Annotated in this window: 13 protein-coding genes; 5 read left to right on the forward strand and 8 right to left on the reverse strand. The window is 70.7% G+C overall.

The genetic code is table 11. The features are described 5' to 3' along the window. Positions 1 to 109 precede the first annotated feature (109 nt). Positions 110 to 1,210, reverse strand: coding sequence for a citrate synthase 2 (locus tag ACIBAG_RS05255; RefSeq protein ID WP_399101158.1), 1,101 nt, complete (start codon positions 1,208 to 1,210; stop codon positions 110 to 112). Between the two features lie 342 nt (positions 1,211 to 1,552). Here ACIBAG_RS05255 and pdxH point away from each other — a divergent pair, with 342 nt between their 5' ends. Further along, positions 1,553 to 2,221, forward strand: coding sequence for a pyridoxamine 5'-phosphate oxidase (gene pdxH, locus ACIBAG_RS05260; RefSeq protein ID WP_399101160.1), 669 nt, complete (start codon positions 1,553 to 1,555; stop codon positions 2,219 to 2,221). Between the two features lie 693 nt (positions 2,222 to 2,914). Here pdxH and ACIBAG_RS05265 read toward each other — a convergent pair. From ACIBAG_RS05265 to ACIBAG_RS05275, 3 genes are read right to left on the reverse strand one after another with little or no spacing between them, the layout of a single operon-like run. Next, a complete protein-coding gene (locus tag ACIBAG_RS05265) occupies positions 2,915 to 3,148 on the reverse strand; it encodes an HNH endonuclease (protein ID WP_399101162.1) in 234 nt (77 codons plus the stop codon). Continuing rightward, complete coding sequence (locus ACIBAG_RS05270; RefSeq protein WP_399101164.1) at positions 3,103 to 3,639, reverse strand: RRXRR domain-containing protein; 537 nt, start codon at positions 3,637 to 3,639, stop codon at positions 3,103 to 3,105. The genes ACIBAG_RS05265 and ACIBAG_RS05270 overlap by 46 nt, the downstream gene beginning before the upstream one ends. Next, the gene (locus ACIBAG_RS05275) at positions 3,636 to 3,800 is read right to left on the reverse strand and encodes an RRXRR domain-containing protein (protein ID WP_399101166.1); all 165 of its coding nucleotides are present in this window, start codon (positions 3,798 to 3,800) and stop codon (positions 3,636 to 3,638) included. The genes ACIBAG_RS05270 and ACIBAG_RS05275 overlap by 4 nt, the downstream gene beginning before the upstream one ends. A 371-nt stretch (positions 3,801 to 4,171) precedes the next feature. On the opposite strand from ACIBAG_RS05275, the gene ACIBAG_RS05280 reads away from it, so the two are divergent. Together ACIBAG_RS05280 and ACIBAG_RS05285 are read left to right on the forward strand one after the other, a co-directional pair. Continuing rightward, positions 4,172 to 4,612: a GNAT family N-acetyltransferase gene (locus tag ACIBAG_RS05280; RefSeq protein ID WP_399101168.1), complete on the forward strand. Its 441-nt coding sequence runs from the start codon at positions 4,172 to 4,174 to the stop codon at positions 4,610 to 4,612. 147 nt (positions 4,613 to 4,759) lie between these two features. Next, positions 4,760 to 6,190: a PAS domain-containing protein gene (locus ACIBAG_RS05285; protein WP_399101169.1), complete on the forward strand. Its 1,431-nt coding sequence runs from the start codon at positions 4,760 to 4,762 to the stop codon at positions 6,188 to 6,190. A 383-nt stretch (positions 6,191 to 6,573) separates the two neighbouring features. Here the strand turns inward: ACIBAG_RS05285 and ACIBAG_RS05290 are convergent, their stop codons facing one another. Next, positions 6,574 to 7,329: an SIS domain-containing protein gene (locus tag ACIBAG_RS05290; protein WP_399101171.1), complete on the reverse strand. Its 756-nt coding sequence runs from the start codon at positions 7,327 to 7,329 to the stop codon at positions 6,574 to 6,576. Positions 7,330 to 7,578: 249 nt separating this feature from the next. Here ACIBAG_RS05290 and ACIBAG_RS05295 point away from each other — a divergent pair, with 249 nt between their 5' ends. Both ACIBAG_RS05295 and ACIBAG_RS05300 read left to right on the forward strand, forming a co-directional pair. Beyond that, the gene (locus ACIBAG_RS05295) at positions 7,579 to 8,271 is read left to right on the forward strand and encodes a metal-dependent transcriptional regulator (RefSeq protein WP_004000347.1); all 693 of its coding nucleotides are present in this window, start codon (positions 7,579 to 7,581) and stop codon (positions 8,269 to 8,271) included. 732 nt (positions 8,272 to 9,003) lie between these two features. Continuing rightward, a complete protein-coding gene (locus ACIBAG_RS05300) occupies positions 9,004 to 9,888 on the forward strand; it encodes an alpha/beta fold hydrolase (RefSeq protein ID WP_399101174.1) in 885 nt (294 codons plus the stop codon). 142 nt (positions 9,889 to 10,030) lie between these two features. Here the strand turns inward: ACIBAG_RS05300 and ACIBAG_RS05305 are convergent, their stop codons facing one another. From ACIBAG_RS05305 to ACIBAG_RS05315, 3 genes are all read right to left on the reverse strand, one after another. Further along, entirely contained in the window at positions 10,031 to 11,623 is a 1,593-nt protein-coding gene (locus ACIBAG_RS05305) for a transporter (protein WP_399101176.1), read from the reverse strand. After that, the gene (locus tag ACIBAG_RS05310) at positions 11,620 to 12,393 is read right to left on the reverse strand and encodes an ABC transporter ATP-binding protein (RefSeq protein WP_399101178.1); all 774 of its coding nucleotides are present in this window, start codon (positions 12,391 to 12,393) and stop codon (positions 11,620 to 11,622) included. Before ACIBAG_RS05310 ends, ACIBAG_RS05305 begins: the two co-directional genes overlap by 4 nt. A 123-nt stretch (positions 12,394 to 12,516) precedes the next feature. Then, complete coding sequence (locus ACIBAG_RS05315; RefSeq protein ID WP_399101180.1) at positions 12,517 to 13,179, reverse strand: bifunctional DNA primase/polymerase; 663 nt, start codon at positions 13,177 to 13,179, stop codon at positions 12,517 to 12,519. Positions 13,180 to 13,368 lie beyond the last annotated feature (189 nt).

Genomic DNA, 13,368 nt, shown 5'->3' on the forward strand with positions numbered 1-13,368 from the left:
GTGGGGCTCAGTCACCCGAGCCCGAGCCCCTCAGCGCCTTGGCCCTTCAGCGCATCAGCGCATCAGCGCATCAGCCTTCAGCCCTTCAGCGCATCAGCGCCTGAGCCCCTCAGTGCGCTATGTCCCCGTAGCCCTCGACTTCGCGCGGGTCGCGCGGGCCGGGGCCGATGTAGCGCGCGGACGGGCGGACCAGGCGGCCGGTGCGCTTCTGCTCCAGGATGTGCGCCGACCAGCCCGCCGTACGGGCGCAGGTGAACATGGACGTGAACATGTGCGCCGGGACCTCGGCGAAGTCCAGGACGATGGCGGCCCAGAACTCCACGTTCGTGGCGAGGACACGGTCCGGACGGCGGGCGTGGAGCTCCGCCAGAGCCGCCTTCTCCAACGCCTCGGCGACCTCGAAACGCGGCGCGCCGAGTTCACGGGCCGTACGGCGCAGCACGCGCGCGCGGGGGTCCTCGGCGCGGTAGACACGGTGGCCGAAGCCCATGAGCCGCTCGCCCTTGTCGAGGGTCTGCTTCACATACGCCTCGGCGTCGCCGGTGCGCTCGATCTCCTCGATCATGTGCAGCACACGCGAGGGGGCGCCGCCGTGCAGCGGGCCGGACATGGCCCCTACGGCGCCCGAGAGTGCCGCCGCCACATCGGCCCCGGTGGACGCGATGACGCGGGCCGTGAAGGTGGAGGCGTTCATGCCGTGCTCGGCGGCGGACGTCCAGTAGGCGTCCACGGCGGCCACATGCTTGGGGTCGGGCTCGCCCCGCCAGCGGATCATGAAACGCTCGACGACGGACTGCGCCTTGTCGATCTCATGTTGCGGAACCATCGGCAGGCCCTGGCCGCGCGCGGACTGGGCGACGTAGGACAGGGCCATCACGGCGGCCCGGGCCAGGTCCTCACGGGCCTGCTCCTCGTCGATGTCCAGGAGCGGCTTCAGCCCCCACACGGGCGCCAGCATGGCGAGCGCGGACTGGACGTCCACGCGGATGTCGCCGGAGTGCACGGGGATCGGGAAGGGCTCGGCGGGCGGCAGACCGGGCCGGAACGCGCCGTCGACCAGCAGCCCCCACACGTTCCCGAACGAGACGTGGCCGACCAGGTCCTCGATGTCGACGCCCCGGTACCGGAGGGCGCCGCCCTCCTTGTCCGGTTCGGCGATCTCCGTTTCGAACGCGACGACTCCTTCGAGCCCGGGTACGAAGTCGGACATCAGGCGGCTCCTCATGATGTGTGCGACAGGTGGGGTTGTGGGTGGCACGACCACATGTCAGTCGGCAGAGATGGACGTACGCCGATGGATCCACGGTCACGGACTCGGTTCGGTTCGATTCGGACGCCAGGTTCCGGGCGTCCGGCACTCCGAGCCGCGCGGACTCGCGGTCCGGGGCGTACCCCTGTGATGCCCCGTGCGGCTGGCGGTCATCCAACCGCGACGGCAACAGCACGATAACCCCGAGTGCCACCCTTGGGGAGGCCTTGCGGCACTCAGTGCCATGCAGTGACGAAGGACACCGTCGCGTACGCCGCCCGGCCCATACGGCAAGATGACCGCGTGACCGACCGAGACGCCGTCCCCCTCGACCCTGCCGCCATGCGCAAGCACTACCGGGCCGAGGGCCTCGCCGAGAACGACCTCGCCGCCACCCCCGTCGAGCAGTTCGCGCGCTGGTTCAAGCAGGCCGCCGCGGAGGCCCACCTCTTCGAGCCGAACGCGATGATCGTCTCCACCGCGGACGCCGAGGGACGGCCCAGCTCACGGACGGTGCTGCTGAAGCAGTTCGACGATCAGGGCTTCGTCTTCTACACCAACTACGACTCCCGCAAGGCCCGCGACCTCGCCGAGAACCCGTACGTCTCCCTGCTCTTCCCCTGGCATCCGATGGCCCGCCAGGTCATCGTCACGGGCGTCGCCCGCCGCACCGGCCGCGACGAAACGGCCGCGTACTTCCGCACCCGCCCTCACGGCTCCCAACTCGGCGCCTGGGCCAGCGCCCAGTCCTCGATCATCGCCACCCGCGCCGACCTCGACGCCTCATACGCCGAGCTGGCCGCACGCTACCCCGAGGGCGAGCAGGTCCCGGTGCCACCGCACTGGGGCGGTTTCCGGGTGGCACCGCAGACGGTGGAGTTCTGGCAGGGCCGCGAGAACCGGCTGCACGACCGGCTTCGGTATGTGGCGGAACAGGACGGGAGCTGGCGGGTGGAGCGGCTCAGTCCCTGACCGGTGGAGCCGCTGGAGGGTAGAGGGCCCTCGACAGCAGACGACCCGCGAGCCTGGTCCTCCATTGGAGGAGCCGGTCGGACGTACCGGCGGCCCGCGGGTCGGGTGGACTGCTTGGGAATGGGCCGGCTGCACGCGTCTCTCACGTGCTGGTCCGGCACCGCACTACGTGTGGTGACGGGCCGCTAGCCCGCAGCCACCTCGCGCGTCCGGGATTCATACATGTACCGGATCACCTCCTTTCCTCGCTGAGCCTCACCCTAGGAACCGGTCGGTCACCGATCAACCCGTTTTTCGCGATGCTGACGGTGGCGATTCTGGTCGGGTGCTGTAGCCATAGCCGTCGCCCCGTTGCAGGAGCTCCAGATTCCAGTAGGAGACGTTGAACCTGCCCATCGGCGTCGTGAGGCTGTGCTGTCCCCTGGCGCGGACCGAGATGCGACCGGTCCACGTGCCCGCCCACTGCCCGGTCGGAACGCTGGCCCGTACGAGGTCTCCGGTCATGTATCCGAAGTGCTGCTTGGTGCGGGCCCGTCGCAAGGTGATCCAGGTACCCGACGGAGAGCGCGTCCAGGGTGTGGGTCTTGGCCAGCCCCATGGCGCTTCGGTTCTCCTTGGCGCACTCGCCCGTCGAGGCGCGCACCGCTTTGCCGAGGGTGGCCAGTGCCTCGGTGAGCTGCCACCGGGTCGTGTTCATGGTGGCGGCATCGTGGAATGGTGTCTCGGTCTGCTGGAGGATGGTGCGAGGCGGTCGGGTCGGTGGGCGAGGAAGACCTCGACGGACTTGCTGCCCTTGGCCTCGTTGCAGGGGACGCAGGCGAGGACGAGGTTGGCGAGGCGGTTCGAGCCTCCTCGGCTGCGGGGCCTGAGGTGCTCGATGTTCAGGGGGCGCCGGTGGCGTCGCAGTAGGCGCAGGCGTTGTTCCACTTGGCGCGCAGGTAGGTTCGGGCATCGGTTCCTGCAGGTGTCCCTTGTGCGTGCTCGGCCCCTTTGAGGGTTCGGCCTGCGCTCATGGAGTGGGTGTCGAAGGCCACGCGTTCGATGTGAATCTCGGTGACGGGTGCGTAGCGGCTCAGTCGGTCGGTCAGGGAGAAGGTGGTGTCGACGCGGTGGCGTACGGAGGGTGGTAGCCAGCCTGTCGGGTGGGTGCGGTTGTCCGAGCGGGGCGTTCGATAGCGGCGGTGGGTGGATCGCCGTCTGTGCCGGTATCCGGCGCGCTGACGCATGCATGACCTGATCTGGTCGCCGCGGTGCCGGAGCTCGATCGAGATGAGGCCGCGTCGGACGGTGACGGTGGTGCCGTGTTCGTCGGTCTCCTTCTTCTCGTCGGTGAGGACGAGGCCGGTGCCCTTGGAGCCGGGGTCGATGCGTAACTGCAGACCGTCAATGGCCGATTCGGCCCGTGTGCGGTCCTTCAAGCGGATGGTGAAGGGGACTTGTGGCGCGCGACCACGGCTCGGCCTTTGCCGAGGAGTTCGCGGGCCCGGGCCGGATGGCAGGGCATGAGGGGCTGTCCTTCCTTGGACAGCACGAAGACTCTGCTTGCGCCGACCCCGCCTTTGTGCGACGGGTTGCGCATGGGAGCGTCACCGCTCCCGTTCTCTGCCGCCTGCGCCGCCGGGGCGGCACTCTTGGCGTGACGCCGGCGTGCCCTGGTGCCGCGCCCGCCGGTCACGTGTGGATGGCTGACGCTACCGGCCAAGATCCGCGCACCGGGTCGTAGCCACCCGAAGTCGCCCCTTCGTGCGAACCGGCAGAATTCCTCGAACGAGGAGTCGATACGGCCGCTAAGCGGACACCCCGCTGTCACCGGCGCGCACTTTCCGGGCCGTCGAGACGCGGCTGGTGGCCGTGGTTGTTTTCGTGTTAGACGTGTCGGCGCTGGTCACCTAGCGTTCCGTGCATGACAAACATCGAGGTCGAGGTGTGCCCGGCGGGGGAGTGGTGCGTGTGTCCGACCTCCGGATAGAGCCGGTCGACGGTGAGGTCATGCTTCAGGAGTGGCGGCATGTGCACAACGTGATCGTTCCGCCCGCGGCCATGGATCTCGACGAGGTGCGGGAGCGCAGTCGGCGGTACCGGCTGCGGAACGCGTACGTCGGTGACGTCCTCGTCGGCTGCTCGACCGTGCGGCCGCCGGACGGCGAGGAAGCCGTGGCGACGGTCATCGCGCGCGTGCTGCCCGGGTACCGGCGGCGTGGGTACGGCTCGGCGTTGTACGAGGAGGGGCTCGCCCACGCGCGCGTGCTGGGTGCCAAGGCGGTCGAGACCTGTGTGCTGGCCGTCAATGAGGACGGGCTGCGGTTCGCCGAGGCGCGGGGGTTCGTCGAGATCGATCGGTATGTGCTGGACGGTGAGACCGATCTGTGGGTCGACCTGCGGTTGGCGTAGTCGCGCGATGGCTCGCCTGGCGGCGCGTACAACGATTCCCTCAATCTTGGGGAACACGGTGTGTGCTGCGTCACGTTCCAGTTAGATGATTGCAAGTGAGCGCACCGACGAGTCGTACGTGCGGACGCAGCTTGGCAGGGGGTCCATGTGAGTGCTTCCCGGCGTAGTGGGACCACCGACGAGCTAGGACCGGACGAACCCGAGCGGGACGGTCCGGTCGGTTCGTCGGCCGGCTCGGAGGGTTCGGCGGGCGGTTCCGATCTGCTGGCCGCGCTGCTGGACGGAATGGACGCGGCCCTGTGCGCCTTCGACGCGGACGGGGTCGTCACCCATTGGAACCGTGAGGCGGAGCGGATCCTCGGATGGAGCGCGGACGAGGCCGTGGGGCGGCACGGGTTCGCGGGGTGGGCCGTGCGCGAGGCCGACGCCGAGGAGGTCGAGGGGCGGCTGATGTCCGCCATGCACGCTCCGGGGCGGCAGGTCCACGAGTTCGCGCTGCTGACCAAGGACGGCGGGCGGGTGCTCGTACGGACGCAGTCGGCTGCCGTGCGCGGGCCGGACGGGAAGCCGGCCGGGGTGTACTGCGCCTTCAGCGAGGTGCACGCGCAGATCGATCTGGAGCGGTCGATCGCGCTGAGCGAGGCGTTGTTCGAGGACGCGTCGTGGGGTGTGGTGTTGGTCGACGCCGATCTGCGGCCCGCGGTGGTGAACGCGCATGCGGCTCGGGCGCTGGGCATCGGGCGTACGTCGGTGCTGGGGCGGCCGCTCGGTGAGCTGCTGGCCCAGGGTGTCGAGGAGTTGGAGAGCGCGCTCACGCATGTGCTGGCGGAGGGCGCGCCGCCCGCGCCGGCCGAGGTCTGGGTGAGTGTGCGGACGCCGGAGGGTGAACGGCGCAGGTGCTGGCGGTGCGGCTTCGTGCGGCTGGCCTCGCCGCTCGCGGAGGAGCCGGTGCCGTTGGGGGTGGGTTGGCTCTTCCAGGACGTGACCGCGGCCAAGCAGGGGGAGCAGGAGGCGGCGCTGCTGCGGTTCCGGACGAACCAGCTGCATCGGGCCGCGCGGGCCGCCGCGGAGTGCGAGGACCCGGCGGAGGCGGCGACCGTGCATCTGGACTTCGCGCTGGCCGGGTTCGCCGATCACGCGCTGATCGACCGGGTCGCGGGCGGTTCGGTCGCGGACGGGGACAGTGCGGAGCCGGTGCGGCTGGTCCGGGTCGCCGTCACGCCCTCCGGGGCGCCGGGGCCGAGTCTGCTGGGCGGGGAGGCCGGGCTGCCGGTGCGGTACGCCGAGGGTCATCCGGCGTTGCAGTGCGTGGCGCGGGCCGGGTCGGTGCGGGCGGACGCGGGGAATCTGTCGGCGGAGCGGGCGCGTGAGTGGGCCGCGGGGCGGCAGTGGCCGACGGACGCGGTGCACGCGCTGTGTGCCGTGCTGCGGAGTCGGGGTCGGACGCTCGGGGTCGTGACGTTCCTGCGTGGCGCGGGGCGGAGCGCGTTCGAGCGGGGTGACGCGGCGTACGCGGAGGATGTGGCGGTGCGGATCGCTTCCGCGTTGGATCTGGCGGGGGCGCTGGGCTCGGAGTAGTCACGGCTGCCGGGTCCGGGGCCCGTGACGGTTGACCGGGCCCGCGCCCCGTGACGGTTGACCGGGCCCGCGCCCCGAGACGGCCAACCGGACCCGCGCCCCGAGACAGCTGACCGGGCCCGCGCCCCGAGACAGCTGACCGGGCCCGCGCCCCGAGACAGCTGACCGGGCCCGCGCCCCGAGACAGCTGACCGGGCCCGCGCCCCGAGACGGCCAACCGGACCCGCGCCCCGAGACGGCCAACCGGACCCGCGCCCCGAGACGGCCAACCGGGCCCGCGCCCCGAGACGGCCAACCGGACCCGCGCCCCGAGACGGCTCACTGGGCGCCCGAGCCCCGTGACGACTGCCGTGTCCGCGCCCTCGTCCGGCCGGTGCGCGGCTTCAGTGCCGGTAGAAGATCCGGTCGCCGTACTTCTCGAACACCCGCCGGTTCCACTCGTGGCCGCCGTCGACGTTGCCGGAGCGCAGGAGCGGGGGCTCGATGCCGCGGTCGGCCAGTGTGGCGGCCGCTGTGGCCATGACCGCCTGGAGGAGGGCCGACGTGACGACTGTGGACGCGGGGGCGAAGGGGGCCGGGATGGTGTCGAGGCTGAGTTCCGCGTCACCGATCGCGATCTTCGAGTCGAGGACGATGTCGCAGTGGTCCCTCAGATAGGTGCCGGACACATGGCGGGACTCGGTCTCCGAGGCGTACGCCACCGAGGTCACGCCGATGACCTTGACGCGGCGGGTCCGGGCGCTCATGGCCATCTCCACCGGGAGGGCGTTGCGGCCGGAGAGGGAGATGATGACGAGGGCGTCGCCGTCGCGAAGCGGGGAGCTGTCCAGGACGGCGCTCGCGAGGCCGTCGACGCGTTCGAGGGCGGAGCCGAGGGTGGCGGGCATGACGTCGACGCCTACGACACCGGGGACCGCGAGCAGGTTCATCAGGGCGAGGCCACCGGCGCGGTAGACGATGTCCTGGGCGGCCAGGGAGGAGTGACCGGCGCCGAAGGCGAAGAGCCTGCCGCCGCGGGCGACGGTGTCGGCGAGCAGGGTGCCGGCCGCCCCGATGTTCTCGGCCTCCTCGTCCCGGACCCGCTGGAGCAGTCCGATCGCGGCGTCGAAGAACTGGTCGGCCGGCTTGCTGTCGCTCATGCGGGGCCCTCCGGGGTGGGGGTGGCGGCGGTCGGACGGGTGTGTGTCGCGGATCACCGTGCGGTCTGGACCAGTGTGGTGTCAATACGGGGGTACGGGCGCCGGCGATGTGTACGTAACCCGCTGGTTTCAACGGCGCGGCACGGTTGTCAGTGGTATCCGGCAGAATTGAGTGCAGGGCCAGCGCACGCGCCGTGGAGCTGTCTCGCTTCCGGCTGAGCTAATCGCAGAGCTAATCGAGGGGCACGTATGTCCGGACTGATCGACACCACGGAGATGTATCTCCGCACCATCCTCGAGCTGGAGGAGGAAGGTGTGGTCCCCATGCGCGCCCGGATCGCCGAGCGACTGGACCAGAGCGGGCCGACCGTCAGCCAGACGGTGGCACGGATGGAGCGTGACGGGCTGGTGTCCGTCGCGTCCGACCGGCATCTGGAGCTCACGGACGAGGGGCGGCGGCTGGCCACCCGCGTCATGCGCAAGCACCGGCTCGCCGAGTGTCTGCTCGTCGATGTGATCGGGCTCGAGTGGGAGCAGGTGCACGCCGAGGCGTGTCGCTGGGAGCACGTGATGAGCGAGGCCGTGGAGCGGCGTGTGCTGGAGCTGCTGCGGCACCCGACCGAGTCGCCGTACGGCAACCCCATCCCCGGCCTGGAGGAGCTCGGCGAGAAGGACGGCGCCGATCCGTTCCTCGACGAGGGCATGGTCTCGCTGGCCGATCTGGACCCGGGCGTCGAGGGCAAGACGGTCGTCGTGCGCCGTATCGGCGAGCCGATCCAGACCGACGCGCAGCTGATGTACACGCTGCGGCGGGCGGGAGTGCAGCCCGGTTCGGTGGTGAGCGTGACCGAGTCGGCGGGCGGTGTCCTGGTGGGCAGCGGCGGCGAGGCGGCCGAGCTGGAGGCGGACGTCGCCTCCCATGTGTTCGTCGCCAAGCGCTGAGCCTTCGTGCTCGTCGCCGGGCACTGAGGCATCGGAACCCGCCCAGTTCGGGTTCTCTTCCGCGTAATTCCCGGTGCGGGAGCGGGAGTTGAGGTGATCCGTCGGGCGCCTCGGCAGCAAAGATCCACTCTGTCGAATCGCAGCGCTCGGACCCTGCGCGTGCGAGGCTGTCGCGTGAGGCATATGACCTGAGGGCTCTTGGCCGTGATCGCCGCCGATGCGACCGGCCGGTGAGGGGGCGGGCGGATGTGCCGTGGTTGTGGAGAGGGCCCCGGCGCCTTGCGGCGCCGGGGCCTGTCCTCCCCTGTGCTGACCCGGAGCCCCGAGCTCTCAGGGTCATCCCCCTCGGACCGTTTTCCCCGAGCGGTCCGCCTCCCGGTGAAGATCTCCCCTCAGCGGTGGCGATCAATCCTCGCCGGGGGTCACTCGAATGAGGGGTGTTGCCCGCCGAGACCGCATTTTCGAATACGAGTTCGATAGTGTACGGGTGACGGGTCAGGCGGAACGCGCGCTTCAGGAATGTGCGCATAAGATCACGTGAGACACACAGGACGTGCACATCGCATGCCAGGACATCGGCGGCGCGTGTGACGCAAGCGGCGCGCGGTGCCCGGTGAGCGATGGCGGATACGGCAGGCACGGCAGGAACGGCAGGCAGGACGCGGTCCACAGGATCGGCCGGCTCGATCGGGAGCGAGCGGTCCGAGCGGAGCTAGGGGGGTGCCAGGATCTATGGCGCGGCGCATCGACGTGACCGGGGCAGGCGGCGTACGTCTCGCGGCCTGGGAGTTCGGCGACCCTCCGAAGACGGACCCGCTCAGGACCGACCCCGCCAAGGAGCCCGACGGTACGACCGGCGTGCTCTTACTGCACGGCCTGATGGGCCGCGCCTCCCACTGGGCCTCCACCGCCCGCTGGCTCTCCGAACGGCACCGTGCCGTCGCACTCGACCAGCGCGGCCACGGCCGTAGCGACAAGCCCGAGCAGGCCGCCTTCACGCGCGAGGCGTACGTCGACGACGCCGAGGCCGCCCTCGAACAGCTCGGCCTCGCCCCGGCGGTCCTCGTCGGTCACGCCATGGGTGCGCTGACCGCCTGGCAGCTGGCGGCCAAGCGGCCCGACCTGGTGCGCGGCGTGATCATCTGCGACATGCGGGCCTCCGCGCTCGGTGCGGCCTCGCAGCGGGAGTGGGCGGACTGGTTCAAGTCCTGGCCGGTTCCGTTCGCCACGCTGGCCGACGTACGCAAGTGGTTCGGTGAGGACGACCCGTGGGTCGAGCGGCCGAACCCCGCGCGGGGAGAGTTCTACGCCGAGGTGATGCACGAGTGCGAGGACGGTTGGCGGCCGGTCTTCGAGCTGGACCAGATGCTGGCCTCCCGGGAGACGTGGGTGTACGACGCGCACTGGGAGGAGTTGGCGCAGGTGCAGTGCCCCGCGCTGGTCGTGCGCGGGCTGGACGGGGAGCTTGGGCGGGCCGAGGCGCAGGAGATGGTTCGGGTGCTGCCTCGGGGGGAGTATGCGGAGGTGGCCGATGCGGGGCACCTTGTGCACTACGACCAGCCGGAAGGGTGGCGGGCGGCGATCGAGCCGTTCTTGGACGCGGTGCGGACAGGGTGACGGGCGCCTACTCGTCTGCCGGTGGCTCTGAGTGGGCGACTGCGGGTTGTGCGTGGCTGGTCGCGCCCGCGCGGCGGAGCCGCACATTGAACACAGCCCCGCGCCCCTTAGGCCGTTGCAGGACCGCAGGTCAAAAGTCCCGTCAGCCCTTGCTCACCGCCGTCAGGATCTCCGGCAGTCGGGCCGCCGTCCGCGGCGCCGCCAGCCGTAGCCCCAGCAGCGTGATCGCCGCCCCGTAGGCCGCGCCTCCCGGCAGCAACAGCCACGTCCACGCCTCCCCGTCCGCGCTCACGTTCAGCCAGATCGTCAGCGCGATCACGGGGGCGCACAGCAGTGCCGCCGCGATCATGCCGCCGAAGATCGAGATCCACGCCAGGCCCGTCTGGCCGGGAGCGACGTTCTTGTAGCCCTCCTGGGGGATGGAGTACGGGAACCGGGCCGACGTCCAGGCACCCGTCGCCAGCATCGCGCCGAGGAGGGCGAAGGACAGGCCGAGGGCCTCGGGGAGCTTGGGCCAGTCGCCGAGGAGCGCTGTCGTGAGGACGGTGACGAGGGTGGCGTACGGCAGGGTGATCAGCAGGAGGGCCAGGGCCCGGCCGCGCAGCTCGACGTAGGCGTCCCGGGGGGACGAGATGGTCATCGCGACCATCCAGAACGCGGAGGTGTCCTGGCCGAACTGGTTGTACATCATGATGCCGAGCATCCCGGCGGCGAAGCAGGCGAAGTAGATCGAGCCGGTGCCCTGCAGGGCGTTGAACAGCGGCACGATCAGGCCGATGGCGAGCGAGGTCACCCAGGCGGCCTTGGTCTTCGGGTCCCGCCAGACGTAGCGCAGGCTGCGCTCCATGACCGTGCCGGTGCGGCCGGCCGGCAGGAACCGGGCCGGACCGGTGGACGTCCGCTCCCGTACGGCGGCCTCGGTGACCGCCTGCAGCGTGGAGCCGTCGGGCGAGGTCATCAGCCGCGTCAGATGCCGTGACCACACGGCGATCAGCGCCACCAAGGCGCCCGCACTCAGCGCGAGTTGGACAAGCCCGACGCCGTACGACCCCTCGCTCACCGACTCCACCGCCCCGATCGCGGAGGCCGGCGGCACCCACCGCAGCACATCCGCCACCGGATCGAGTTCACCGAGCCCGGCCGAACCCAGCCGCTGCGCCCCGAAGTTCACCACCTGCGCGCCGATCGCGATGACCAGCCCGCTCAGCACCGCCAGATCGCGCCCCTTCCGGCTGGTCAGCAACCGGATGTTGGCCGCGGCGACGGCCCGCGCGAGCGCCACGCACACCAGCAGGGCCAGGACGACACCGACGACACCGACGACGTACGCCGCCGCGCCCCGCGCGAGCGCGATCACCGAACCGGCGAAGAGGCACAGCGTGAACAGCGGACCGATTCCCACCAGCGAGGCCGCGAGCAGCGCCCGCACCAGGGGCCGGGGACGCAGCGGCAGCATCACCAGCCGCGTCGGGTCGAGGGTCTCGTCGCCGCCGGGGAAGAACAGCGGCATCACGGCCCAGCCGAGCGCCAGCACCGCGACCAGCAGGACGACCAGGGAGCCGGCGTGCGCGTCGCCGCGCAGCATGACCAGCCCGAGGAGTTGCAGGGCGGCGAAGAGGAGGACCAGGACGGCCGAGGCGATGTAGGCGGCCCGCCGTCCGGCGGACTGCCGCAGTCCGTTCCGCAGCAGGGACAGCTTCAGCCGTACGACGACCGCTGTGACGTCGGTGCTCATCGCGCCGCCCCGCCGCCCAGCCAGTCGAGGTCGGTCCCGGCGTCGCGGCCGTTCGCGCCGACGAGTTCGAGGAACGCCTGCTGCAGCGAGGCCGCGTCACCGCGCACCTCGGCGAGGGTCCCGTGGGCCCGGATGCGCCCGGCGGCCATGACGGCGACCCAGTCGCACAGCGACTCGACGAGCTCCATGACATGGGAGGAGAAGACGACGGTCGCGCCGGAGGCGGTGTAGCGCTCGAGGACTCCGCGGATGGTCTGGGCGGAGACGGGATCGACGCCCTCGAACGGCTCGTCCAGGAACAGCACTTCGGGATTGTGCAGAAGTGCCGCCGCGAGCCCGATCTTCTTGCGCATACCGGTCGAGTAGTCGACGACCAGCTTGTGCTGGGCCCCCGCGAGATCGAGCACGTCGAGCAGTTGCGCGGCCCGCTTGTCGACCTCTACCCCGGGCAGCCCGCGCAACCGCCCCGAGTAGGCGAGCAGTTCCCGCCCGGAGAGCCGCTCGAAGAGCCGCAGCCCTTCGGGCAGCACCCCGATCCGCGCCTTCACCTCAACGGGGTCCCGCCAGACGTCGTGCCCGACGACTTCGACGGACCCGGCATCGGGCCTGAGCAGCCCGGTCACCATGGAGAGGGTGGTGGTCTTACCGGCTCCGTTGGGGCCCACGAGCCCGATGAACTTCCCGGCGGGCAACTCCAGATCAATCCCGGCAACGGCGACTTGCTGCCCGAACCGCTTCCAGAGCCCACGCACACATACGGCCGACGTCATGGAAGCCAACCTAAAAGGGGCGCGGGGCTGTTATCCATATGCGGCTCCGCCGCGTGGGCGCGAGTAACCACGCACAACCCGCAGCCGCCCTCGATCAGCAACCAGGCAGATGAGAAGGCGCTCTCAACGATCCCTGCCGCACGCGTACGCCAACGGCGAGATCAACTCCTCCGCATCCGGCAACCACCGATTCGCCGGCGTAGGCCGACAGGCCCACTGCACAGCCCCCCGGGACCCGAACCGAGTAGGCGGCCCCGCCACGTACGCCCCCTCCCCGAGCGCCACCAGATCCAGCGACGCGACCGACCACCCCAGCTTGCGCACCAGCTCGGGCACCTTCACCGACGCCCCCGGCAACACGAAGAAGTGCATCCGACGGTCCGGCGTCAACGTCACCGGTCCCAGCGACAGCTCCATCCGCTCCATCCGGGCCAGCGCGAGAAAACCGGCCGTCTCCGGGACGGAGATCGCATCGAAGGTCCGCCCCGTCGGCAGCAGGATCGACGCGTTCGGCTGCTTCTGCCACATCCGTCGCGCGACCGTCGCGCTGCCCGTGGCCTGCGTCGCCCAGTCGGGGCGCGAGGGGTGCGCGCCGGGCGCGGGGCATGTGGTGTCGCCACAGGAGCAGACCTGCACGCCGTCGACGGCTTCCAGCCAGGTCCCCGGGAACACGTCCCAGTGGCGCTCCTCGGCGTAGCGAACGGCGGTCTCCAGCAGCGTTTCGCCGCGCTGCTTCGGAATCTGGGCGGCTTCGGTGGCCGGGATCGTCTCTTCCACGCTGAACACAACTCCCGCACCCACCCCTGGTTACGGCCATGACGCGCGCGGGGGAGGAGCATTGATTTCTCAATTGGGGCGCATGGGTGCATGTGTGGGGGCGCGTGGTAGGGACCGCGGTCCGAACTGGGTAGCCACCTGTGGGGTCGGCTTCCGCCTTTACCCCGGCAATCCTCGCAAGCCTCGCATTTTCGGTAT

This window comes from Streptomyces sp. NPDC051243, assembly GCF_044455405.1.
Taxonomy (GTDB): Bacteria; Actinomycetota; Actinomycetes; order Streptomycetales; family Streptomycetaceae; genus Streptomyces.